We start from the raw sequence: 24606 nt of genomic DNA on the forward strand, positions 1-24606 counted from the left end.
CATCCGCGCCTTCAATATACTTTTGAACTTTCAGCAATAACCCCGCCTACTACGGCTGTGGATTCCTTTGTTTTTTGCATAGCTGTGTCGAGTAGCTCAGTCGCCGAAGACAGGTTGACAATTCCCCTGGAACAGGGCGTTCCAACCCTCATAAGAACCGGCATCTGATCCAGGTTGGCGTACCATTCGTTCATGTCTTGCAGCTTCAGTTCGATCTGAGCGGCAACTTCCTCGACCGATATTTCTGGAATACGGCTGACCAATGCCAAAAAGAAACCTGAACCAACGTAGGACACGATCGCATCATTGAACGCCAAAGCTTCGGCGATCACCTCGGCAACGTCAGACATTGTGTCTTGAAAATCCGAGCTGTCGAGAGTTTGGTAAAGCTGCTTCGCGTTGATGACCTGAAACGCAATTGCGACAAGGCTAAACAACCTCATAGTTCCGAGTTTCAGTACGTAGTTCTGCATGGCCAGGTAATCCATGCTGGAGTGATCTATCCGGAGCCGAAACGACTCTTCAAAAGATAACTTATTTGTTGACGTGTTCCGTGCCAGTGCGGCCCGGCGAGCGGCACGCTCGCGGGCCATACCCGAAGCCATTGTCATGCGCCCTTGCAGCTCACGCCGATCGATTGGCTTGGTAAGGTAATCGGTGGCACCAGCGGCAAACGCCCTGTCCACACTTTCGATTTCGGACCGTGCTGTAACCATTACGATCGGAAGCTCAGTTGTACTGGGCTCAACTCTCAGAAGGCGGCAGACCTCAATGCCATCCATGCCGGGCATATCAATATCCAGAAGTATGCAGTCGAATGGGTCGGAAATTTCTCTCACCAGCGAAATCGCGGCAGCTCCGGAGTTCACAGCGTGAACGTCTTCAAACCCGCATGCAGCAAGTTCTGCCGAAATCAATTCGCAAAACAATGGTTCGTCATCAACAACCAAAATCTTCATATTGCTCACATGCTATGCGATTATCAAGGAAACAGCTTCCCGCATAGATAGAAAAACTATACGATCGCTTGGTCAAGCGGATTGTAGACGAAAGTCTTACAATTCCTTTTGAAGGCATCCAAAAAGTTAAGCAGCGTATCTCCGTTGAGAAGGGCGATTTGCAACGTGACGGATGCTTGCCGATGGTTAATCGGAGCGCGGAAAGACCAATCTGAAACTAAGCGAAAATGTTCTATATCCCCGCCTTTCAACCCTCTTCAAGGATAAACAACTCGTGTCGACGATTCTTCGGGTCGCATTCAGGACGTTTATTATCAGGCAATCACCGCGACAGGTGATCTGGCGCAGAGCATGGCTACACCCGAAGCGGATCTGCTACCCGACAAGATCATGACCGCCCTTGGCGAAAGCACTCACGGCTATCTGGTCGAGGTAACCGAGATCGTGGCGCCGCATCTGCCGCAAAGCAGCCTGGCTCGCTGGGATGCCGATCTGAAGGATGCCATTACTGAGCAGCGGGCTGAAGAAGTGGCGGGCAATACGGATGGCTGGTTCTATTCCATGGGCATTGCCAAGTTATCTGCCGTGGATTGGAATAAGCGTGAGGCCGCGCAATCAGGCCGATAGTTCGGCAGCATAACCTTCCCACAGCTTGAACGCGTCGGCTCTGGCATGGCGGTAGGAGAGAGTGGAAAGGCGATAGCGGCGGGGACAAAAGATCGTAGTGATATGGTCGTGGGCGACGAGAAATCGTTGCGCCTGGCGTGGTGACTTGAACCGACCCATCATCTTTTCCCGCTTTCGCGTCGGCCGGTGTGACCCTTCGATCCTGTTGTTGAGCCCCTTGTGCGCCCGATGGTCGGCGTCCGGCGTGATGGCCTTGATCGGCTTGGTATAGCTGCGCAGCTTGTCCGTGATCACGACACGCGGCTCGCCATAGGCTGCAACCAGTCGGCCGAAGAAACGCTTTGCGGCTTTGGCATTGCGGCGAGGCTGGATCAGAATGTCGAGTACATCTCCATTGCCATCGATTGCTCGCCACAGCCAATGTTTCACGCCGTTGATCGGGACGACCACTTCGTCCATATGCCATTTGTCGTGCGGCCGGGGCCGGTCGCGTCGGATACAAGCCGCGAACTGAGACCCGAAACGGTTCACCCAGAGACGAACCGCTTCACGACTGACGATGACGCCACGCTCCGCCAGGAGGTCCTCGACATCCGCCGTGCTGAGAGCAAACCGATGATATGCCCACACCGCATAGGCGATGATTTCGCGAGGAAAACGGAAGCCCTTCAGCCGCGGCAATGAGGTCGGTATGGTCATGGTACCGCGCTATCCGAGAAGGACAACCCAATCAACTTGGCAATGCCTTCGAAGTCATTTGGTGGTGTCCAGGCTTTGCGTGACGGCTCCTTTGATCTTCATCGCGGTGAAGTTGTCGCGATCGTGGGCGGAAATGGTGCCGGAAAATCAACGTTGATGAAGGTTGTGGCTGGGGCCCATGTTCCGGACGGCGGACAGATCATCATCAACGGCAAGGAAGTGTCCCGCGCTGAGCATAGCGTTTCTCATATGCAGGAATGCGGGATCGAAGTTGTCTATCAGGATTTGGCACTGGTTCCCAATATGACGGCGCCCTACAACCTGTTTCTGGGGCGCATCCCCCGCAAATGGGGGATTTTTGTGGATGAACGAAAGATGCGCGAAAAAACCCGTGAAGCCCTCGCGCAGCTCAATGTCACCACCGTTCAGGATTTGTCACAACCAATCTCCTCGATGTCCGGAGGACAACAACAAAGTATCGCGATCGGGCGCGCAATTGCCTGGGGGAGCGACATCGTAATCCTTGACGAACCGACCGCTGCACTTGGACCGAATGAAACAGCGGAGGTCGAGCGATTGGTTGAGGATGTGCGCGACAAGCAGGGCACGTCATTCCTTTTGGTCAGCCACAATCTCGATCAGGTGCGCCGCCTCGCTGACCGTATCGTAGTGACCCATCACGGGGTCACATCGCGTGAATTCAAGCGCGACGAGATTACCTCGGACCGGCTCGTGAAGGCCATAACTCTCGGTGAATGAGGAGAACGACATGACCGAAACAACCGCCTCCGGCCCCTTCCTGACGCCCAAACGCGCGGAAATGTTGCGAGACTATGTGCCGTTCATTGCCATTGTTCTGGTGATCTTGTTGTTCTGGGCGATTTCCGGCGACCGTTTCATGTCGGTGCGCAACTGGACGTTCATCGCGCAGCAAACGCCTGTCTTGATGTTGCTGGCATTTGCACAGTTGATGATCGTGACCACCGGCTCCATTGATATCTCCATCGGATCAAGCCTGGCATTTTCGGCGTTTCTGGGGGCACTTGGAATGCTCTGGTTCGGGGATGTGGGCTTGATCCTGGGAATTGTCGCAGGTGGCCTTGTTGGCATGGTCAACGGCCTGATTATTTCACTGCTCAAGATCCCATCATTTGTGACAACATTGGCGATGCTCATCATTGTGCGGGCCATTGTGATCATCGCGTCAGACGGTACGGCGATCTATATAACGGACGACAGCGTGTCAGGCGGCACCAACATCTCGTCTGTCGCAGCACCCTGGCTTTTATCGATGGGCAAATTCCCCGCGATCTTCATTCTTGCGGCGATTGTCGCGCTGTTTATGTGGGCCTTTTATGAGAAGACTGTTTTTGGTCAACAGTTGCGCGCCGTTGGAGGCAACGAGAAAGTCCTCCGCCTGGTCGGCATCAATGTCACGACGTTCAAGATCAAAGTCTTTGCCGCTGCAGGATTGATGGTGGGGTTGGCGGCTTGCGTCAACCTGGCAAGGGCAGGGGCGGCAACGCCTCAGGCGGGTCTGATGATTGAGCTCGACGCAATTGCCGCAGATGCGCTTGGTGGTACACCGCTGACAGGTGGCTATGGCAGTGTAGTCAAGACGATCATCGGGGCATTGACCCTGACAATCGTCCGCAACGGGCTAACAATCGCGGGTGTGCCACCATCATGGAGTCAGGTCGCCCTGGGTGTATTGCTGATTGCGGCCATCGCTATTTCGCTGAACAGAAGCAAGGTAGACGTGGTGAAGTGACAGCAAATGACATCGTGGTGTGGCTGCCGGAGCTGTGCGCCACGGTGCCGAGGCATTGAATGTTGGCAGTGCTGCTGTCTACAATTGCAACTGCTCAACGCCATGCGCAGCATCTGAAACGTGTAACCGTGGGGTAAGGCGTAGGTTGATTGCATTTACCAGCGCACCTATCGTGCCAGAGGTCTAACATCACGTGTTCCATAGCGTTGGAGTGATCCCCGGATGAACATGTTCGAACTTCGCGTACCCTTCTTTCTTCCGCTCTGGCGGCGGGTTGCCGTCACACTCTTGAGCGCTGGATGGGCGATCCTGGAGCTTGTAATCGGGAACTTATTCTGGGCCATTCTGTTTGGCGCGATTGGAGCCATCGCGACCTGGCAGTTTTTCCTTTCTGGTTGGCCCGACGAGGCGTCAGATCAAGACAACACTCCTGGCTCGTAAGCGCTTTCAGTTCTTTCGTGCTGCCCATTGAAATTGCTGAGACTGTAGTCGCAACAAAATCAATTACTTGGAGGTTTGAATTTCTGAGGTTCTGGAATTCATGATTTTCTGGATGAGCAACCGGGAAGCAGCTCTCAAAGAAACTTGCGACAGAACCAGATCAACATCCTTCAAATGCTCTGATGTCTGATGCATGTCAGCCTCCGTTCCAGGCGTTTTGAGATGCAAGTCCGGCGGATACTATGGTGAATAAAAATTTCCTGGCAAGACCAGCTACACAAAACGGTCGCTCTTATGTCATGGTTGGTTCAAACACCACAAGCGATCAAGAGGACCGCGATGGCGCAGGCGGAAACCACCGATGAAAAAGCGATCCTGTCGCAGGATCCGCATAAGGTTCGGGACATTGGTGAGAAGAATCTGGAAACCGCAATCGGACGCGAAATTAGGGCGTTGCGATTGCAGCAGGGGATCACGATAGCCGAATTATCCGCTCTGACTGGCCTGTCGATCAGCATGCTGTCCAAAATCGAGAACGGGGCGACCTCACCGTCGCTGACCACGCTGCAATCTTTAGCAGATGCGCTTAGCACGCCGATTACCTCTTTTTTTCGCCGCTATGAAGAAACCCGAAACGCAGTGCATACCAAAGCGGGTGAGGGGGTCGAAACCGAGCGGGCGGGCACACGGGCCGGGCATCAGTATAACCTTCTGGGCCATCTTGGGGCTAATGCCAGTGGCGTGGTGGTCGAGCCCTATCTGATCACGTTAACCGAGGAATCTGACCGGTTCCCGACATTCCAGCATGACGGGATCGAGATGCTTTATATGCTCGAAGGTGAGGTGGATTATCGCCACGGCGACAGCATTTATGCCCTGAAGCCCGGTGACACGCTTTTCTTTGATGCCGACGCGCCGCACGGGCCAGAAGTTCTGGTGAAGCTGCCAGCGAAATACCTGTCGATCATTTCTTATCGGCAGACCAGCTAAGTCTTGCCTATTGTTCTTCGAGCCGGGCGGCCATCGGTCCTAGCGGTTGGCGGATGTGAGTGTCTCGCGCGATAGTTTCCCCACATGAATATTTATTTCTTATAGTTGTTTTTCTCGCCTCGCGCTGTTAGCGTCGGGCTCGATGAAATTTCATAGGGCAAAAGCTGATGTGTGGAATTGTCGGTCTGTTTCTCAAGGACAAGACATTGGAGCCCAAGCTGGGCTCGATGCTGACGGATATGCTGGTCACAATGACCGACCGGGGCCCGGACAGCGCAGGGATCGCAATCTATGGGGCCGAGGCCGCCGGGGCCGCGAAGCTGACAGTGCAGTCGGACAAGCCTGAGGAGGACTTCGCCGCGCTTGCCGCTGATCTGGGGGCGGCGATCGAGGCGCAGGTTACTCTGCAGGCCAACGACACGCATGCGATTCTGGAACTGGACAGCACGAAGGTGGAACAGGCCCGCCAAGCGGTGCGCGATCTGCGTCCCGGTCTGCGCGTGATGTCAGACGGTGCCGCGATTGAGATCTACAAAGAGGTCGGCCTGCCCAAAGACGTGGCAGATCGCTTCAACCTGTCGACCATGGGCGGCAGCCACGGGATCGGTCATACGCGCATGGCAACGGAATCCGCTGTGACCACGGAAGGCGCGCACCCGTTCAACACCGGCGCGGATCAGTGTTTGGTTCACAATGGATCGCTGTCGAACCACAATGCACTGCGCCGCAAGCTCAAGCGCGAAGGCGTGCGGGTTGAGTCGATGAACGACACCGAAGTGGGCGCGGCGTACCTGACCTGGAGGATGCAGAACGGCGCGACTCTGGGTGAGGCGCTGGAAAGCAGCTTGGAGGATCTCGACGGGTTCTTCACATTCGTGGTCGGCACAAAGGATGGGTTCGGCGTGGTGCGCGATCCCATCGCTTGCAAACCTGCGGTTATGGCCGAGACTGATCAATACGTGGCCTTTGGCAGCGAATACCGCGCGCTAGTAAACCTGCCGGGCATCGAAGACGCCAAGGTCTGGGAACCCGAACCCGCAACCGTCTATTTCTGGAGCCACTGAGATGCAGACCTATGATGTTGCAGAAAACGGCCTGCGGGGTTTGAACTCGACCCTTCAGGCGCAAAGCGCCGAGACCAACCAGACCAATTGGGAAGTGCAGAACCCCAAGGGCAACCACGCCATCGCCGTGGGTCTGGACGCGCCGATTGAGGTCACCGTCAAAGGCTCGACTGGTTACTACTGTGCGGGCATGAACCAGCAGGCGACCATCAAGGTCGAAGGCTCGGTCGGGCCGGGAGTGGCCGAAAACATGATGTCTGGCACCGTTGTCGTGGAAGGCGACGCCAGCCAATATGCGGGCGCGACCGGGCATGGTGGGCTTCTGGTGATCAAAGGCAATGCCAGCTCGCGCTGCGGGATTTCGATGAAAGGCATCGACATCGTTGTGCACGGCAATATCGGCCATATGTCCGCGTTCATGGCACAAGCAGGCAATTTGGTTGTGTGCGGCGATGCAGGCGATGCGCTTGGAGACTCGCTGTACGAAGCACGGCTGTTTGTGCGTGGCTCGGTCAAGAGCCTGGGCGCGGATTGCATCGAGAAAGAGATGCGGCCTGAGCATATCGAAATCCTGACCGACCTGCTGGAACGCGCGGGCTCGGACGCCAAGCCCGAAGAGTTCAAGCGCTATGGCTCGGCGCGTCAGCTCTATAACTTCGACGTCGACAACGCAGCCGCGTACTGAGGACATGGGAATGAAAGACACGGATCAGACCATCCCCCGCACCTTGCCGATTCAGTCGGCGACCTTTACAAATCCGATCAACGCGGAAATCCGACGGGCGGCGGCCACAGGTATCTACGACATTCGTGGTGGCGGTGCGAAACGCAAGGTGCCGCATTTCGACGACCTGCTGTTTCTGGGGGCGTCCGTCTCGCGTTATCCGCTGGAAGGGTACCGTGAGCGTTGCGATACCTCGGTGACGCTGGGCACACGCTTTGCCAAGAAGCCCATCGAGTTAGATATTCCTGTCACCATTGCAGGCATGAGCTTTGGCGCTTTGTCCGGTCCTGCAAAAGAGGCTCTGGGCCGTGGCGCATCGGCGGCTGGAACGTCCACCACCACTGGTGACGGTGGCATGACACCCGAAGAGCGCGGGCATTCTTCGAAGCTGGTCTATCAGTATTTGCCGTCGCGCTATGGCATGAACCCCAATGATCTGCGCAAGGCGGATGCGATTGAGATCGTTGTAGGGCAGGGGGCCAAACCCGGCGGCGGCGGCATGCTGCTGGGTCAGAAGATCAGCGACCGCGTGGCTGAAATGCGTACCTTGCCCAAAGGGATTGACCAGCGTTCGGCCTGTCGTCACCCGGACTGGACCGGGCCGGATGATCTGGAGATCAAGATCCTCGAACTGCGTGAGATCACCGGCTGGCAGGTGCCGATCTATGTGAAGGTCGGCGCGACGCGGCCCTATTATGACACTGCGCTGGCGGTGAAAGCCGGGGCCGATGTCGTGGTGATGGACGGGATGCAGGGCGGCACCGCTGCCACGCAGGACGTGTTCATCGAACATGTCGGCATTCCGACGCTGGCCTGTATCCGCCCTGCTGTTCAGGCGTTGCAGGACCTGGGTGTGCACCGCGAGGTGCAACTGGTGATCTCGGGCGGTATCCGCACCGGGGCCGATGTGGCCAAGGCGATGGCATTGGGCGCGGACGCGGTGGCCATCGGTACGGCTGCACTGATCGCTTTGGGCGACAATGACCCGAAATGGGAGGCCGAGTATCAGAAGCTGGGCACCACAACCGGGGCCTATGACGATTGGCACGAAGGGAAGGACCCTGCGGGCATCACCACGCAGAATCCGGAACTGGCTGCACGCTTGGACCCGGTCGAGGCGGGTCGTCGGCTGAGCAACTACCTGAAGGTCATGACGCTCGAGGCGCAAACTATCGCGCGCGCCTGTGGTCACAATCACCTGCACAATCTGGAGCCCGAGGACCTCTGCGCCTTGACGATGGAGGCGGCTGCGATGGCCAAAGTGCCGTTGGCGGGCACCGATTGGTATCCGGGCAAAGCCGTGTTCTGAACTGCAAACAATACGAAGGCGCGGCCCAAAAGGGCGGCGCCTTTCTTCTTTGAACCAACTGGGAAAGGGAAGGTGACCATGACAACAGATCTGGCAGCTTTCGCCAAGGAAAAAGGCGTCAAGTATTTCATGATTTCGTTCACCGATCTGTTCGGTGGGCAGCGGGCCAAATTGGTTCCTGCGCAAGCGATTGCCGACATGCAAGAGGAAGGGGCGGGTTTCGCGGGCTTCGCCACCTATCTCGACATGACCCCGGCGCATCCCGACATGCTGGCTGTGCCTGACCCGTCTTCGGTCATCCAACTGCCGTGGAAACCCGAGGTCGCCTGGGTTGCGGGCAATTGCGTTATGGAAGGCAAGGACGTCGCCCAGGCCCCGCGCAATGTTCTGCGACGCCTGATTGGCGAGGCTGCCGAGATGGGGATGCATGTCAAAACCGGTATCGAGGCTGAATTCTTCCTGCTGACCCCCGATGGCGAGCAGATCAGTGATCCATTCGATACGGCTGAGAAGCCCTGTTATGACCAGCAGGCGGTGATGCGCCGCTATGATGTGGTGCGTGAGATCTGCGATTACATGCTTGATTTCGGCTGGGGCCCGTACCAGAACGACCACGAGGACGCCAACGGCCAGTTCGAGATGAACTGGGAGTTTGATGATGTTCTGAAGACCGCCGACAAACACTCCTTCTTCAAGTTCATGACCAAATCGGTGGCCGAGAAGCACGGCTTCCGCGCTACTTTTATGCCTAAGCCGGTCGAAGGTCTGACGGGCAATGGCTGCCATGCCCATATCTCGGTTTGGGATGCGCCGGGTGCGGACGCGAAGACCAACGTATTTGCAGGTGAAGGCGACGGTCCGACCGGTGAGGTGGGCCTGAGCGAGAAGGGCAAGCATTTCCTCGGCGGGATCATGAAACATGCAAGCGCGCTGGCAGCGATCACCAATCCGACGGTGAACAGTTACAAGCGCATTAACGCGCCGCGCACCATGTCGGGGGCCACATGGGCGCCCAATACGGTCACATGGACCGGCAACAACCGCACCCATATGGTGCGGGTCCCCGGACCGGGCCGGTTCGAACTGCGTCTACCCGATGGGGCCACCAACCCCTACCTGTTGCAGGCGGTCATCATCGCCGCCGGTCTGTCGGGCATCCGGTCCGAGGCTGATCCGGGCAAACGCTGGGATATCGACATGTATGCCGAAGGGCACACTGTCACCGATGCGCCCAAGCTGCCGCTGAACATGCTGGACGCGCTGCGCGAATATGACAAGGATGCAGGGTTGAAGGCTGCTATGGGGGAGGAATTCTCGGCCGCTTACCTGAAGATGAAGAATCAGGAGTGGATGTCTTTTACAAACCACTTTTCGCGTTGGGAAAAAGAACACACATTGGATGTCTAACTGTTTGATCCCATCGCGTTGTTTTAGGATGTTCTGGCCCCGCCAAGTGGGAAGAGTTTGAGCATTACAGGCTGAAAAATAGAAAGGAGCTGGCATGCGGTTTTTGATATCCCTCATATTCATTGGTGTTCTCGCAACCGCTGCGAGTTCTGACGTGACCAGTCGAAATGGCGGTCCAAGCAACAGTCAAATGCTCTCAAAAGGTAGCGACGGAGGCGTTGACGGCGTTGCTTTCTTTCGCCCAGTCTTAAGCGGAGTATTGTATCGCTCTGGTTTCAAAGGTGGCGATAAGGATCGAACGGGCCTGAGTGAAGGTCAACGCGAAACTTTGTGTGATGAAGGGTTTTCAACCGGGTTTTATGCCGACTTTGGCAAAAACACTGAATACGGTCGCACTAGTTGTGGAAACGGATCCTTTGACTATCAGAGCGCCAGATCCTCCCGTCCCAGTGCCGTCATGGCGTCCATACATGAGGTGATTGAAAACCCTAGAAAGGGTCCTGTTCTGGTGCACTGCATGTGGGGCGTTCATTCCTCGGGAGCATTGTCGGCAATGGCGCTCGTTCAGTTTTGCGGTTGGACGGAAGAAAGGGCCAAGGATTATTGGAATGATGCCCGTAACGGTGCCCCATGTTCAGGCGGGTGTGACCAGTGGATTGACTCAAAGTTCTCCAAATTCAGTGTCGACCCCAATTTGACGATTTCTACCGAACAACAGGCAGCGATTTGCCCCAAATGATATCGGGAGGAGTATCCAAATGAGGTTCAATCTTCTGGGGTCACTGGCTTTCATTGCACCCACTGCCTTGTGGGCGAGCGACGATGTCCTCGGTGAAGCCACGACATTTGAGAGTCCCAACGGCGTTACGGAACGCTGCATTCGGATCGAAAAAGTTCCAACGGGCGCGTATCAAAAAAGCGATCTTGAGGAAGAGACAGCCTATTGCGAGATCGATTTCTATGCCTCCGAAATTGCCATTTGCCCAAAAACCTGGAGCACCAGCCCAGGAATGGCCGTCTACGATATTTCGGAAGGTCCCTACGTGGGGAAGCGCTCTGAATTCGAGAGAAACGCTTGCAAAGAGGGGAAGGCGGCGAAAGATCTAGCCAAGGACAGGGTGGCCAAATTAAAATCCACCATGAACCAAAAGGGCACCAGTGGAACCTTTTCCACCTCGTCGCTGCTTTACTATCATTTCTCCAGATATTTCGACGCGACTGTAAAAGTTCCAGTCGCCGTTTGGCGAAGCATGGACGCCCGGACCCATTTTTCCGAGGTTGCAGAGCCTGGCCTTGCGATTTCTGGCGGCTCTCATGGCGGGCGCATGAACCACGAAGGCTGGCGGGTCTTCGCGGCTGCGGATGCCGACCCAAACTCATACCAACCAACCGATGATCTGTTCACCTCGGATCGAACGCAAATATACGGTGTACTGCTTGATAGTCCTGGGCATCGATACGGTTCGGAAATCAACGGCACCCGCAAGTCTGGATGGGGGAAAGGCCAAAACCGTGATTTCCAGGAAACGCCTGCTTTCTTGGCTTTGCGTTCCTCAAAACCCCTGCCAGAGGCTATTGCAGAGGGCGTTAAAGAAGGCCGAAAGGACCGGCAGATCAACAAGGATCTCGGTCCTGATGTCAGTGATCAACAGATGACATTTTGGATGCAAGAACTTACCGAGATTGTTCTCCTAGATTTCATCTTTAGCCAGCAGGACCGCGTGGGAAACATAGACTTCACACCCTATTGGTATTGGGTCGAAGACGGAGAACTGAAGCGTAAGAAAGCCAAGCACCATGAGCCAAACGATGGAGATGTTCCTGCCGAGGCGTTATTGATCCGTCGCAGCAATCTAAACGACAACGATGCTGGTGGGCGGGTAGCGTATGCCAACTTCGCGAAGTCCACTCAAATGCTGGAGAAAATGCGACACTTCTCTCCAAGTACGTATCGGCGCTTGGTTTCTTTGAATAATGATCTTAAATCTCAAGGTCCCGTCTACGGCTGGCTGTCGCAGAGCCTTGGGTTGTCAGATAGGCAGATTGCACAAGTTGTAAAAAACACCCAGCTGGCAACGTCCATCCTCCAGGACAATTGTTCAAATGGCGATTTGATGTTCGACTTGAATCCTGTCGCATTCTTTTTGAGAAACGACACCGAGGTAGAGGCTGTGGACTGTAGTGACCCATAAGCGTTCTGCCCCTATTGCGGCGTTCATTTGGACCGCTCTGCTCGCCAGCAAAGCGGTGGCATTGGATGTTATCGTCATATCGGATCTGAACGGAAGTTATGGGTCGGTACGATACGATGCCCGCGTCGGCAAAGCGATTGAGCGCATAATCGAGATCGATCCCGATCTGGTGATTTCGACGGGCGATATGGTTGCGGGACAGCGCATTCCCAACTTGTCAGACAAACAGGTCAGAGAGATGTGGAAGGCTTTTCACGAGGCCGTGTCAGATCCTTTGGAGGCCGCTGGAATTCCATTTGCGGTCACGCCCGGAAACCATGACGCCTCTGCCTACCGTGGGTTCGAGCGTGAAAGAAAAATATACGCAGAGGAATGGACACCAAGAAAGCCAGACGTCGACTTCCTAGTTTCAGATGACTACCCGTTCTTTTACGCATTTGAGATGCAGGGCATTACGTTTGCGTCGCTGGATGCAACGACCCTAGGACCCCTATCCGGTGACCAGCAGGACCGGTTACAGGAATTGGGTGCAGACGGAGACCCGATTGTCACTTTCAGTCACCTCCCACTTTGGCCGTTCGCGATCCAGCGCGAACGCGAAATCATCGGTGACCCAACACTTGAAAAAATCTATTTGGAAAGCGGTGTCGTTCTGCATCTGTCAGGCCACCATCATGCCTTCTATCCCGGTTGGAAAGACGGTGTAGCTTACGTCTCTCAAGCTTGTTTGGGAGGTGGTCCGCGGCGGCTAATTGGCGATATTGCCAGATCACCTCACAGCTTCACTCATGTTACGTTCCAGTTGAATGGAGAGTTTGAGATAGCAGTATATCGAGGGCCTGATTTCGAAAGGTCGGTGGACTTCAAGTCGCTTCCGAAAGAAATCAGATCCCCCAATGCCGTGTTGAAACGATTGGACCTTGTGAAATGACTAGAAGTTGAGTTTCAGCTCAACTTTTTCAGGCACCAAATCGTTTATCATCTCTTCGATCCGGGCTTCCGAAAGTCCACCCGAGGTGATGAAAAGCAAAGAAACGCGAGATTTGCCCGGAACGTGGTGTTCTCTGACCAGCTTCCAGCCAGCGTCTGCGGCCATGGTTTCAATGGCTCCGCTGACTTTCAATGAGTGCTCTTCGTCTGAAGCCTTGAGCGAAATCTCCACGCCCTTGTTTTGTCCACCGAGCCAAATGAAACACCAACATACAACCGCCACCAGTGTGGCCATTAAGGGCAAGCCCAGCCCTACAGCGAGCCCAAGCACGGTCACAATAATCATTTCCACCGTGTCGACCGGGTCATCCATATTTGATCGGAACCTCAACAGGGCTCCTATTCCAAAGATCACGAACCCGATCATTGATCCGTGCTGGACTACCAAGAATCCAACCGCCATGCCGACAAGCGCGTATAAGAAGAACAGCCTCGGCATCATGATATCACTGACACTTCTGCGGGCTCTCCGCCTCACAGGGTGATAAACGATCAGTCCAGTCAATATGACAGTTACGATGACGTCGAGAGTAAAGAAATACAGTTCCTGTTTGCCCCGAAACTGTATCCAACGTCGCTCGATAAGTATTTCTGACTCCGAAGTACCGGCCAACATGGTCGCAGGGTCGACTTGTGACACCGCAGCGCCTGGCAACAGCACCATCAATAGCACGGCCATAAGTGGGAACGTCTTGTTCAACTTAACTTCCTTCCTGCTCACGTCAAAGGCTTACGCTTCTTCAAATGCATATCGTGCCCCATTCAATTCAATCGCAACAGGCGGGATCAGGTAAAGAGATTTCCGTGCATTCTTAGGACATCGCATCCGGACTGTGATACGAACGCTGATACGTGGATATGGTCCAAGCGCGAGAAAATCCAATGTCAGAACACAAGTTGCTTCGGTCGAAACTTGGGTTTTCACGGTGCTTCATCAAACTTGGGACACTGGCTTCATTTGCAAGCGCTACTGTTGCATTTCTGGCATGGAGCGAGCTCGCCCATGCCGAGAGTCCTGGCTTGACACTCGTCGACTCCTTCAAGGTGGCGGATAAATCGGAAGGCTTCTCGGAGCCTTCCGGATTGTCTCTGTCCAACGCTGAGGGCTTCTTGTGGTCAGTCAGCGACGCTGAACCTAAACTGCACCTACTTGGAATAGACGGGGCATTGGGAAACTCTTTCAAGCTGCCTTCATTGACGGGATCAGATCTGGAGGGCGTTGCATCACGAAAAGATGGGTCTGTTTTAGTACTTCAGGAAACTGATCGATCAATTCTAGTCGTTCACCCGACTGACCCCATTCAACTAACGACAATCCCTCTCACATCTCTCAAAGGCTACTCGGACGCCGCTGAATTGCTCGTCGGTAACCCTTTGAACAAGGGACCTGAGGGCATCGCCGTCGACCTGGAATCCGGGCGGGTCTTCATTGGCATTGAGGGACAACCAAGGTTGTTAATGGTCGTATCACCAGAGCTAGACGAAATTGTTGAGATCATTCCTTTAGCCCGCGATGCAGGTTTTATCTCCGAGCGTGTAGATGATGACGAACTGGATTTGAGCGGCCTGGCTTGGTCCCCGTCCTCACGTTCTCTTTGGATTGTGAGTGACAAAGGACGTCAAATCTTCGTCTACAATCCAGAGTCCAAGTCCGTGAAGCCTATCCGCTTGACGTTCACAGAAGATGGCAAACAAAAGGAAGTTAAACATCCCGAAGGGATCGCCCTCGATGAGACCAGAGGGCTTCTCTATATCCTGACAGACGACGCCAAGAAATCGCGGCTTTATGTTTTTAATATCCCCAAATTTTGATCGCTAGAGAATGACGCTCACATTGCCACGATAGCTTCCGCAAGTTGTTGCAGCTAACTTACCACTCCTCTTCGTTGCTCCACCCTAATCAGAACCGAACACTTAAGTTTGCACCGAGGCCATGCTCTTGGCCGATGGAACGAACTGAGTAACCATACCCTGCCGTTAGTCTTGCCAGATCAGAAATCTGATAGCCCAGTCCAAGCCCAAGAACGAAACCATTGGCGCCTCGGTTTTGTCCGACTTGCGTGAATGTCCCAAATATCGGGCTCGTGACAGTGATTTCGTGTTCACTGTCCTTGTTGGCAAAAAAATCATACTCGTAACGAGCAAAGGCGATTGGAGTTAGCAAACCATTCTCTGTCAAGAAATCCCGCTGGTAGTCAATTCCAATAGAAGCGACCAGCGATTCTGCGTTCGCTTTTTCAATCGAGTAATTGAAATCACCACCGCCAGTCTCTGTGCCTGAACCTTGTTGGATACGCCCGTAGTTCAATCCGAAAACCGTAGAAACCCTTGCACCGCTCTCCAGGTTAAACAACTTCCGTGCCTGGATACCGGCGTGGATTCCCTCTTGGTCCAAATCCGATTTAGCCTCGCCCCCCGTAAAGCCATCAACAGAAGGGTTGTTCCGCTTGGCATCAGTTTCACCGAACATGTAACCGATCAGTCCGGAGAACTCCCAAGTTCCGGTTGTTGTACGCCCATACACGCCCACATGATAGCTGTCGGTCGAAAAGTCTTGATCGACTTGATCGTGTTCATCCATGGAGGATGTCCCAAAACCTGCGTACACGCCGACCACACCTCTATCGGTGCTTGCGACATCCGCTCCGACCAAAATCGTGCCCAGCGAATAGTCGAATGTCCCAAGGCCATTGCTTCCATCAACGTCCCCGCTCACATAGGCCGTGTCGATCCACCAGCGCCGATCAGAGCAGTCAATTGCGCCACTCGGGCTCTGGGCCGAGTCGATTTCGCCTGCTGCAACGGGTTGATCCGCATTGCTGAAGCCAACCGCTTGATACTTGCGGCAGTCAGCGTGGCTCAGCACAGCGTTGGTTATCAGGTCAAGTTGCTCAAGCCCAACGGTCAAATTGGAGGAATAGGGTTCTGCGTGCACACGGTTAAACCCAGCCAAGCCTGAATTGGTAAGCGTGTTAACGGTGTTGCCCAAGGTTGAGCCATTGGTCAGATTAGTTCCAGGTGACGTGTTTGTAGTGTTGGCCACCGCACCAGCAAGGTTGCTTGCATTGGGAGATCCAACAACTGATGGATGTTGTGGCAAACTCGAGACGGGGAGGGTCGAAAACGCAATATCAATTCTACCGTCCGCGGTTGGCGTGTTTGAGATACTCAGACTGGATAGGGCGGGCAGAGATCCTCCGGCAACAAGAGTTGGGGAGTTTCCATCAAAACTCGAGGCTTGAAAAACCGTATAGTCGTTGCCAGCAGCATAGTCCTGCGCAGTCAGGCCGGGACGAGCGGCTTCGACTTGTATGGTGGCGTTGTTGATGCCAGTGACTGCGTCTGTTGACGAAACCAGATCCGCATTTTGTGCCGCTGCGGGGTCGACTTCCGACAAAATCGTCGACCCCGCATCGAAGGAAATTGCACTAGTAAAATTCAACGTTCCAATCGAGGAGCCTGGTGAAAGAACAGCGCCATTTCTCACGTTGAAATTGAATGCGTTCACGGTGCCGTTGCCGGCCAGAGTACCAAAGTTATCAAAATCGACCGTGGTTAAGCTGCTGGACGCGTCAAGCCGAAGTGTTGAACCAGCACCGATCACCATATTGCTGGTGGCCGTCATTGAACTGTTGGTCAGTGTAAAATCAGACGCTTGAGCAAATCTTGTCTGAATGTTGATCACACCAAACGCGATTTCCGTCGCGTTTGTTACTGTCAAGTTATCGTAAGTTAACGGCGTGTCTGATTGGAAATACACCTCGGTAGGGTCAACGTCTCCACCATTGGCGGGTGCGAATGTCATCGACCTTCCCGAACCAATCGAAGTCCCTACAATATTGACTCGTAATCTGCCGTTGATTTGCGTCGTCAGGGCCTCCCGTGAAACAAAGTCGCCGGTCCCCGCCGCGACATCGACGTTCAACAAAGTCAGTACCGATGCTCTGTCTGGATTTTGACTTTGCCCCGGGACATACAACTCTATTTTACCAGAGGACGTGATAGAGGAGTTTCCAATTGTAAGTCCTGTAATGGGTCCGTTTGGAATTGGCAGGCAGGTTTTCACAGTAGAAGATATCGTCTGCCCGCTAAGAATGGTCTCTGTTCCAGCAGTGTATTCTTGACGCGGAGCACCAACTTCAGCGCAAGATTGCGAACTTTGGGCCTGGGCAATGCCGGGCAGTAAGAAGTACGCCAAGGCTCCGAGTGTGAGCTTAGTGAAAAGTGCGCGATCAACGTACGGCGCTACGCTTGCCTGAACTCGATCCTTTGTTTCCATAAGCTCTCCCCACTAACTTCACAGACGCGGCCACAACCTTTTGCGATGATCCGGAGGATATTTGAGCACAAAAAAATATTCGAATGAAAGACCGCTATGGCAAATGGTTTTTGATGGGGGCCGCGGTGCAACAGTGCCGCTTGAAGATTATTCGCCTCGCGATAGAATTTACTCACGAAACTGCAAGAACTCTGCCCGGAGTATTCGCGCATGCAGAAAGCACACCAGTTATGTCCGTCTGCTGCGACGAAGCGCTTAAAGCGGTCGTTCAATCAAAGTGCAACGAGTTGTCGAATGCCGGTGTTCGAACTAAGGATTGGGCGGATGATGTTTGCGCCCAACTGTCACGCGTCGCGGCGAACTGCAGATGTACTCTTCTGCAGGGAAAGGAGCCCCAAGGTGGAAGTGCGGAAAGTTGGACTGGATATCGGTTTCGCCACGCTCAAAGGCTCGTCCACGGCGGTCAATTCCCAGCGCTTAGCCTGCAACTCCGGCGTGTCGAAATCTCGGATCATGGAAGCGTCTGAAGGCATAGTCTGCTGCGGAAATGGTGCCGCAGAGAAGGTCATCGACAACGCTTTCGTGAGAGAGCCAGACGACCCTTGGAGTGTCAGCGTTGCTTTTGATGGCGATACCATTCGCGCGATGACGTCGCACAGCTTTTTCGATCACAGGCGCCGACAGGGTTCCAGTTCGGGCTGTTTGGCGAAGAACGGTCGAAATTCCTTGTCTTCAGTGATGGTGACGAAACTAAATCGAATTCGGTGACAACACCGGCGAACCACGCAGCGGAACCTTAGGTACATGATGGAGAATCGAAAAATGGAGACTAAGATAGCCAGAAAGAGCAACCGCGACGATGCCCGGAAATGGGCGTTCTTTCTCTGTGCAATCTTGACGGCATTCAACACTGGCCAACCGCCTGATGAGTTTCCTTTAAGACTAGTTCACGAAGTCGCCGGGAGAGCGCTACCGCATTCAGCTCTCAGGAACCCATCCGCATAAAGTGTAGATCTGGTAAGTGGAGGTTTCTTCGTCTGGTGAGTTTACAACCAGCAGCCTATTTTTCTCAAGCGGGGTTAAGAGCTGGCGGTAAGAATAGGTTGCACCGTCAAATGAGCAGGCCAGATCAACGATTTGCACCGCGGTTCCGCGAAGAGCCTGAACTTGAGCGTAAGCACAAGACCCGTCGTCCGATTTGCGCCCCTCGTCGTCATAGATGACGTATCCGGCACGAAGGTCCCCATATTCCTCCGAAATCCGCGCGCCTTCCGCGCACGAAAGACCTTCCGGGACATAGAGTCCAGAAAAATGAACCTTTTCGGCCACTACAATCGATGAACTCAAGCCATACAAGATAGTGGCAAGTTGTACCGTAGATTTGGAAACCATGCGGTTATATCGCGCGCGAGGTCAGTGTGGGTCAAGGCGATTCCGTGTAACGCACAACTCAATCGCGCGCGTTGTTAGCACTTCCCTAAAGGCTATCGTTTGGGCCACGACCAAGGTATGGGTTCCGCCGCTTCGACAAAGGTTTCCCCAGTGGCTTTGCCGAGGTGATGCGTGAGCGCATTACCCTTGCTCAAAGCTTTGGCTAACGCTCGGTTGTGAGAAACGACGATGATCTGACTTCGCGCGGAGGCTTCTTTGATCAACCGAGCTAGAGGTGGGATTAAGTCAGGATGCAGGCTTGTTTCGGGCTCATTTAGGACCATCAGGCTAGGAGGTCGTGGCGTCAGTAAGGCCGCCACGAGGAGCAGGTATCGCAGGGTCCCATCCGACAATTCCGCAGTGCTGAGCGGGCGCAGCAACCCGTGCTGTTTCATTGTGAGGCTGAATAACCCATCTTTCGCATGAACCTCAATTGAACTTCCCGGAAATGCGTCCATGACGGTCTTTTCAAGTGTTGCCACATCGCCGATTTCCCGAATTGTCTCAATAGCTGCCGCCAGGTCCGAGCCGTCACTTGCAAGAATTGGAGTTCGGGTGCCGACCTGTTGCCTTCTGGCCGGGGCCTCACGATCAGTCCGAAGTTGATCATAGAACCGCCAATTCCGCATACGGTCTCGTAAATGCAGCAGCTCTAATGCGTTATTCGGATCGGCTGCGTGGGTCATCATACTGTCAAACGGTGGAAGGGTAGTGGCCGCCTGGTTCCAAGAACCGTACTCCGACCGTACCCGTACACACGGGCCACGGCGCTCTGCAAGCGCGTTGTGTCGGCTCAATGTCTCGCCGATCCACAATGCTTCGGACTTGATCTCAGGATCATTAGAAAAGGCTGAGGTTTCTGCTGGCAATCCAAGCTCGACTGCGTACCCGTAGTCTTCGGACGCAAAGCCAAGCTTTAGGCCGACTGGTTTGCTCCGAGTCGTTCCGGTGATGGGTACTTCACCCGTTTTCATCCCTCGAGACAGCACTTCAGGCCCCGCCCACATTGTGGAGCCCAACCCTCCTTCAGACGCGAGTGTAGAGATGACACTACCTTGTGACACCTCGCTCAACATTCGAAGCGCGCGATACAGCGACGACTTTCCGACCCCATTGCCACCGGTAATTACCGTCAGGGGAGCAAGTGGCAGAACCAGATTTCGGAGAGATCGATAACCGGCGACAGCAACTGTAACAAGCATTTCAGTCTTTCCGGCTCCGGCGATCACACATCAACAGACGACCTATCAGACTAAACACAGGATGTCCGCAACAGGTTTTGATTAAGGCTTTCATGTAGCCGCTGCGAATGAGAGCTTTGTCTGTGGCTGATACAGTTGCATGGAACAAACTTCCTTGCTGTTATTTCTGTCCAAATGAGCTAGACGCACTAGAAAAAGGGAGGTGGGTAGTAGTTGTAAAGCCGCTTTTTATGAGGTTGGTGTCCCTGAGCGAACTCCATGTTTGGCGCTCGCTGCCTGATGATGAGTGTCTGAGCATTTCTAAACGCTTCCGGCTGAACGCGAAGTGACTCCGGTTTAGCCGACCCAGAATACCCCATCAAGGAGGCGGCGGTCGTTGGCTATTTTGCGCCCAATCCTTATTTGTTGATTGTCAGCTCTCGTGCTGAGTTGGTCTGCATCGAAGACAACAACTTGCCTCAAGCCAATTACCTGATACGCATCATCATCGTAACAAACTAGACCCCAGCCGGGTTCTCCACATCCCTTCCCAAGGCAGCGAGGTCTGAGTATCGGTCGCCGATCCGGTGGTGCGGGCGACCACGGGTTGATGCCCCCAGAGCCACAACAAGTTCATCCACATCCGGCGCGTCGTAGATTGAAAACTGGACGGTCAGGTAGTGCGACCGCCGCCCAGTATCATGTTTGTCCATCAGCGGGATCTGGATTTGGGTGTTCGCGGGCCCTCGCGTGTTTGTGAAACCGAGATAGCTTTTTGCACCCACTGCCTCACGAAAATAATTTCCGTACTGCAGGGTGTGAATAAGCGCGGAGGCATGTTCAATCTCACAACTTGTCCCGGCGATACAGGCTTTTCCGTAGGCTTCTATCGCATCGCCTGACCCCGCCAGAGCGATCAGTCTGTTGGTGAGCATCTCTCCCAGAACTGGCGCCATGCGCTGAATCTCTGGTGAAAGATCATCGACAAAGCCACGTCCTGCCCAAGGGTTTCTGACCACCGCTGCCACGCCGATCATGCGCAACACGGGTTCCGAAGGTCGGCCTCCTTCTGTGTGAATATCCTCATCAAAGGTGACTACCTTGCGCAATTCGGGGATCATATTGCTTCTCCTGTCAAACGTGATAGCTGTGGTGCCCGGTCGGTGTGTGTACGACGCCTTCGACTTCAGTTCCGTGGTAGAAACCAAATGTACCGTGGCTGTTTTCCTTTGCGTACCGGCGCAACATCGAATTTTCAGCCCCGTCGCGTACGCGTTCCAGCGGCAAGTCGCCGAGATCAAAGTACTGCATGCCGTCAGGGGGCTGCCCATGAACGCTTCCGTGGTAGATGATCCGCTGCGTCCCGCTTTTGGATATTCGATAAACCGCATAAGGATGCGCCAGCTCTACAATCAAATCTCGGTTTGACAGATCAGTGATCAGCCCATCTGCAGAATTGTTATTTGCAGGAGCAACCGGCACTGAAATGTGCCCGCTTTTGTCAACGGAGAGTAGGACCCGATCTTCGTTGGCCAGTACCGCTCCGACGGTCACACCACCTGCAGTGGCGGCCTCTGTCAGGGCACTGTTGAGCCCCAAATCGAAATAGGCACCGCGAAAGTAGCCCAGCGGATGTCCCTCGCGCGTTTCGAAGTCCTCCACGCGGCCGATCAGGATCAGATGGTCACCAGCATCGACCAAACGGTGTCGGGCACAGCTGAACCGGGCGAGCGCACCGTCTATCGTGGGCATGTTCCGCGCGTCAGGTTGCCAGGCTGCAATGTCGAATTTTTTGGCTGATTGAGACGCGAAAAGGCCCGAGATTTCTTTTTGGTCGTCCGACAGGACGTTGACCGTGAAATGATCCGCCTGCAGGAAGGTTTCAAAGGACAAGGCCTGCTTACCGACACAAACCAGGAGTAGAGGTGGGTCGAGAGAAACGGAGGTAAATGAGTTCGCCGTGAACCCGCGCGGGGTCCCGTCCGGCTGCCGGGTAGTTACCACTGTCACACCGGTGGCAAAGCGCCCGAAGGCGTCGCGCAGCGCCTTCCCGGCTAAGGGTTCCGTCGACTCCGGTGGGGGCAATCCTTCCAGAATGCTATTGTGCTCACCTAGCGCAGGAGGGGTCGTCAGTGCACCTTGGCGGTGCCGACCGAACCGCAACGGGTTTGCTGCCACGATCCAAGGTTCATGTCCCGCATCCGGATGCGGGACCTTCGCCAGCATGCCGCGGCTGGCTACATGAGGGTCGGCCGCGATGTCCGAGATAGTGTTCATCGGGCCGAACGGGACCTGGCCACCCAGTGTTGCCGTCAATTGCTTCTTAGTCCGTTGTCGGGTCCAATCGCTTACAATTTGGTTTACTTCGGAAGCATGGTTGGCCCGGGCCGACCTTGTGGAGAAGCGGTCATCTTGTCCAAGTGACGGTTGCCCCATCAGCCGTGTCAAAAGCTGCCAAAACGCATCATCGACAATACCAAGCGCGATGTGGCCATCGGCTGCCGGGTAGAGGCCAAACGGGGAAAGGAATGGATGCCCGTTGCCTTCCGGTCCGGGCACCTCTCCTGTCACGTCATGCAAGTAAACCATTCTTTCGCAGAGCGAGATCATGGCATCATACATGGCCACATCCACAAACTGCCCTTTGCCCGTCGCTTCGGCCTCGCGCAGGGCCGCCATGATACCGAAAGCCATCATCATGCCGGTGAATATGTCACCCACCCCGGGTCCGGTCTTGGTGGGTGTGTCAGCATTCGGTCCGGTGACGGACATCAGACCGCCCATGGCCTGCGCAACCACATCGTACGAAGGCCAGTTGGCATAGGGGCTTTGGCCTGTGCGCGGGTCGCCAAAGCCACGGATCGCGGCATAGACGAGCCGGGGGTTGTCGGCAACAAGGCTTTCATAAGACAGGCCAAGGCGATCCATTACGCCCGGGCGGAAATTCTCGACGATGACATCCGCCGTTGCCGCAAGTTCTCGAAAAGTCGCGCAGCCCTCCGGCGATTTCAGATCAAGCTGCACGCTTTTCTTGCCGCGGTTCAGACTTACAAAGTAGCCGGCCCAGGCATGATCCGGATCGTCTTGACGGAACGGTCCGTTGCCGCGGCTGGTGTCGCCATGCTTGCTTTCGATCTTGATCACCTCGGCCCCGTGATCCGCCAGATGCATTGTACAATAGGGACCTGAAAGCATCCGGCTCAAATCCAACACACGCAGGCCTTTGAGGATTTTGGTGCTCATGGCTTCAGATCCAGATTGTTGAGAAAGCTGCGGAGTAGCTTGTTCACTGCGTCCGGGTCTTCGGCAAGTGCCATATGCCGCAGTCCCGGGAGGATAAGTGCACTGCCCCCCGCAATCTCGCTTGCGATGGCAAAGGCCATGTCGGGCCCGTTGCCGAAATCCTCATCACCAGTAATCACCAGCGCAGGGCAAGAAATCGGCGGGCTTGGCGCAACAATTTCGTCGATACCATCGGCCAGCACGCGATAGATGGTGTGGTAAATTGCTTTGTCATTGGCTATGACCCAGTCACGAACCGTCTCCATCATACGAGGGTTGGACTGGCGGAACGCATCGGTGAACCACCGGTTCAGCGCAGCTTCGACCGTTGCCTTTGGTCCGTCCCGCCGTGCCTGTTCCACCCGTTTCAAGATTGCCTCTTGTGCGGCGTCGGTCCGTTTGTGAGGGGAATGAAGGATCACCAGAGCTGAAACCCGTTGTGGCACATCCTGGGCAAACCGACGCGCGATCATGCCACCCAACGAGAACCCTGCGATAACCGCGCTCTGGATGGCGCAGTGGTCCAGCAAGCTCTCTAGCTGGCGTGAAAACACTGAAAGGCTGGGGCGTTCGGGTGGCGGGGCACTTTGCCCATGACCATATAGATCATAGGTGAGAACGCGAAAGCGATCAGACAGTGCAGGGGTCGTCCATTGCCAGCAATTCCGGTTCAGGCCCAGACCGTGGATCATCACGACAACAGGGCCATCCTCTGGTCCTGTCATTTTGAAATGGGTTCCGTCTGGTGCAATGCCCATCAGGATTGGTCCTTGAGGGGGCGATAGGCTACGACTTCGACCTCAACGCGGGCATCCACCAGAAGATCGCTGACCACAGCCGACCGGGTTGGAGGCTCAACTGGAAAATAGTCGGCGTAGACGGCGTTAAATCCAGGGAAATCGTCGCGCTCCCGCAGCCAGACCATGGCCTTGATGACATCGTCGCGGGTGCAGCCTGCCTTGGCCAGTGTCTTGGTGATGTCGTCCAAAACTGCGCGGGTCTGCTCTTCGATGGTGCCATCGGTCATAGGCACGCCGTCTCGCATAGGAATTTGCCCTGTCAGAAAAACGAAATCACCTGCCCGAATGGCGCGGGACAGCGACAGAACCCGTCCGCCAATTTCCAGTGGACCTCCGATAACCTGCTTTTTGCTACCCATTTCCAAGCCTCCCTTTGGAACAGCCTGCACCCATGATCGGATGCGAGACCCGGATTTTTCGACAGACTGCGTCGTATTTTCATAACCCTGAGGCGCGAAAG

Annotated in this window: 22 protein-coding genes and 1 pseudogene; 13 read left to right on the forward strand and 10 right to left on the reverse strand. The window is 54.8% G+C overall.

The window, feature by feature from the left end; all coding sequences use genetic code 11:
- Positions 1–11: 11 nt before the first annotated feature.
- Positions 12–959, reverse strand: a complete 948-nt coding sequence (locus I9182_RS17945; RefSeq protein ID WP_209599149.1) for a response regulator — start codon at positions 957–959, stop codon at positions 12–14.
- A 282-nt stretch (positions 960–1241) separates the two neighbouring features.
- On the opposite strand from I9182_RS17945, the pseudogene I9182_RS17950 reads away from it, so the two are divergent.
- A pseudogene (locus tag I9182_RS17950) lies at positions 1242–1586 on the forward strand (DUF6880 family protein); the annotation flags it as partial.
- Here the strand turns inward: I9182_RS17950 and I9182_RS17955 are convergent.
- Positions 1575–2285, reverse strand: a complete 711-nt coding sequence (locus I9182_RS17955; RefSeq protein WP_209599151.1) for an IS6 family transposase — start codon at positions 2283–2285, stop codon at positions 1575–1577. The pseudogene I9182_RS17950 and the gene I9182_RS17955 overlap by 12 nt on opposite strands.
- 42 nt (positions 2286–2327) lie before the next feature.
- On the opposite strand from I9182_RS17955, the gene I9182_RS17960 reads away from it, so the two are divergent.
- The 10 genes from I9182_RS17960 to I9182_RS18005 all read left to right on the forward strand — a co-directional run bounded on the left by I9182_RS17960 (position 2328) and on the right by I9182_RS18005 (position 13114).
- Positions 2328–3044 carry an ATP-binding cassette domain-containing protein gene (locus I9182_RS17960; RefSeq protein WP_209599152.1) on the forward strand — a complete coding sequence of 239 codons (717 nt, stop codon included), beginning with the start codon at positions 2328–2330 and terminating at the stop codon, positions 3042–3044.
- A 10-nt stretch (positions 3045–3054) separates the two neighbouring features.
- Positions 3055–4056, forward strand: coding sequence for an ABC transporter permease (locus tag I9182_RS17965; RefSeq protein ID WP_209599153.1), 1002 nt, complete (start codon positions 3055–3057; stop codon positions 4054–4056).
- Positions 4057–4836: 780 nt separating this feature from the next.
- Positions 4837–5487 (forward strand): XRE family transcriptional regulator, encoded by a 651-nt coding sequence (locus tag I9182_RS17970; protein ID WP_142638724.1) that lies wholly within the window; start codon positions 4837–4839, stop codon positions 5485–5487.
- A gap of 167 nt (positions 5488–5654) precedes the next feature.
- Entirely contained in the window at positions 5655–6551 is an 897-nt protein-coding gene (locus tag I9182_RS17975) for a glutamine amidotransferase family protein (protein ID WP_142638722.1), read from the forward strand.
- 1 nt (position 6552) lies between these two features.
- Positions 6553–7236: a GXGXG domain-containing protein gene (locus I9182_RS17980; protein ID WP_209599154.1), complete on the forward strand. Its 684-nt coding sequence runs from the start codon at positions 6553–6555 to the stop codon at positions 7234–7236.
- 10 nt (positions 7237–7246) lie between these two features.
- The gene (locus I9182_RS17985; protein ID WP_209599155.1) at positions 7247–8584 is read left to right on the forward strand and encodes an FMN-binding glutamate synthase family protein; all 1338 of its coding nucleotides are present in this window, start codon (positions 7247–7249) and stop codon (positions 8582–8584) included.
- A 78-nt stretch (positions 8585–8662) separates the two neighbouring features.
- Positions 8663–9991, forward strand: coding sequence for a type III glutamate--ammonia ligase (gene glnT / locus I9182_RS17990; protein WP_209599156.1), 1329 nt, complete (start codon positions 8663–8665; stop codon positions 9989–9991).
- A gap of 94 nt (positions 9992–10085) precedes the next feature.
- On the forward strand, positions 10086–10730 hold the full coding sequence (locus I9182_RS17995) for a hypothetical protein (protein WP_209599157.1): 645 nt from the start codon (positions 10086–10088) through the stop codon (positions 10728–10730).
- Between the two features lie 19 nt (positions 10731–10749).
- Complete coding sequence (locus tag I9182_RS18000; protein ID WP_209599158.1) at positions 10750–12183, forward strand: hypothetical protein; 1434 nt, start codon at positions 10750–10752, stop codon at positions 12181–12183.
- The gene (locus tag I9182_RS18005; protein WP_209599159.1) at positions 12173–13114 is read left to right on the forward strand and encodes a metallophosphoesterase; all 942 of its coding nucleotides are present in this window, start codon (positions 12173–12175) and stop codon (positions 13112–13114) included. Before I9182_RS18000 ends, I9182_RS18005 begins: the two co-directional genes overlap by 11 nt.
- Here I9182_RS18005 and I9182_RS18010 read toward each other — a convergent pair whose 3' ends face one another.
- A complete protein-coding gene (locus I9182_RS18010) occupies positions 13115–13873 on the reverse strand; it encodes a hypothetical protein (RefSeq protein WP_209599160.1) in 759 nt (252 codons plus the stop codon). It lies immediately after the preceding gene.
- A gap of 182 nt (positions 13874–14055) precedes the next feature.
- Here I9182_RS18010 and I9182_RS18015 point away from each other — a divergent pair, with 182 nt between their 5' ends.
- The gene (locus I9182_RS18015; protein ID WP_209599161.1) at positions 14056–14985 is read left to right on the forward strand and encodes an SdiA-regulated domain-containing protein; all 930 of its coding nucleotides are present in this window, start codon (positions 14056–14058) and stop codon (positions 14983–14985) included.
- A gap of 88 nt (positions 14986–15073) precedes the next feature.
- Here the strand turns inward: I9182_RS18015 and I9182_RS18020 are convergent, their stop codons facing one another.
- Positions 15074–17452, reverse strand: coding sequence for an autotransporter outer membrane beta-barrel domain-containing protein (locus I9182_RS18020; protein ID WP_245222712.1), 2379 nt, complete (start codon positions 17450–17452; stop codon positions 15074–15076).
- Between the two features lie 399 nt (positions 17453–17851).
- On the opposite strand from I9182_RS18020, the gene I9182_RS18025 reads away from it, so the two are divergent.
- A complete protein-coding gene (locus I9182_RS18025) occupies positions 17852–18220 on the forward strand; it encodes a hypothetical protein (RefSeq protein WP_209599162.1) in 369 nt (122 codons plus the stop codon).
- A 210-nt stretch (positions 18221–18430) separates the two neighbouring features.
- Here I9182_RS18025 and I9182_RS18030 read toward each other — a convergent pair whose 3' ends face one another.
- The 6 genes from I9182_RS18030 to I9182_RS18055 all read right to left on the reverse strand — a co-directional run bounded on the left by I9182_RS18030 (position 18431) and on the right by I9182_RS18055 (position 24505).
- The gene (locus tag I9182_RS18030; RefSeq protein WP_170568171.1) at positions 18431–18844 is read right to left on the reverse strand and encodes a hypothetical protein; all 414 of its coding nucleotides are present in this window, start codon (positions 18842–18844) and stop codon (positions 18431–18433) included.
- A 92-nt stretch (positions 18845–18936) separates the two neighbouring features.
- A complete protein-coding gene (locus I9182_RS18035) occupies positions 18937–20085 on the reverse strand; it encodes an AAA family ATPase (RefSeq protein ID WP_029622285.1) in 1149 nt (382 codons plus the stop codon).
- 497 nt (positions 20086–20582) lie between these two features.
- Positions 20583–21185, reverse strand: a complete 603-nt coding sequence (locus tag I9182_RS18040; protein WP_209599163.1) for an amino acid synthesis family protein — start codon at positions 21183–21185, stop codon at positions 20583–20585.
- A 13-nt stretch (positions 21186–21198) separates the two neighbouring features.
- Positions 21199–23307 carry a CoA transferase gene (locus I9182_RS18045; RefSeq protein ID WP_209599164.1) on the reverse strand — a complete coding sequence of 703 codons (2109 nt, stop codon included), beginning with the start codon at positions 23305–23307 and terminating at the stop codon, positions 21199–21201.
- A complete protein-coding gene (locus tag I9182_RS18050) occupies positions 23304–24104 on the reverse strand; it encodes an alpha/beta hydrolase (RefSeq protein ID WP_209599165.1) in 801 nt (266 codons plus the stop codon). Before I9182_RS18050 ends, I9182_RS18045 begins: the two co-directional genes overlap by 4 nt.
- Positions 24104–24505 carry a RidA family protein gene (locus I9182_RS18055; protein ID WP_209599166.1) on the reverse strand — a complete coding sequence of 134 codons (402 nt, stop codon included), beginning with the start codon at positions 24503–24505 and terminating at the stop codon, positions 24104–24106. The genes I9182_RS18050 and I9182_RS18055 overlap by 1 nt, the downstream gene beginning before the upstream one ends.
- Positions 24506–24606: the final 101 nt, after the last annotated feature.

The organism is Ruegeria sp. HKCCSP351, assembly GCF_017872535.1.
GTDB lineage: Bacteria > Pseudomonadota > Alphaproteobacteria > Rhodobacterales > Rhodobacteraceae > Ruegeria.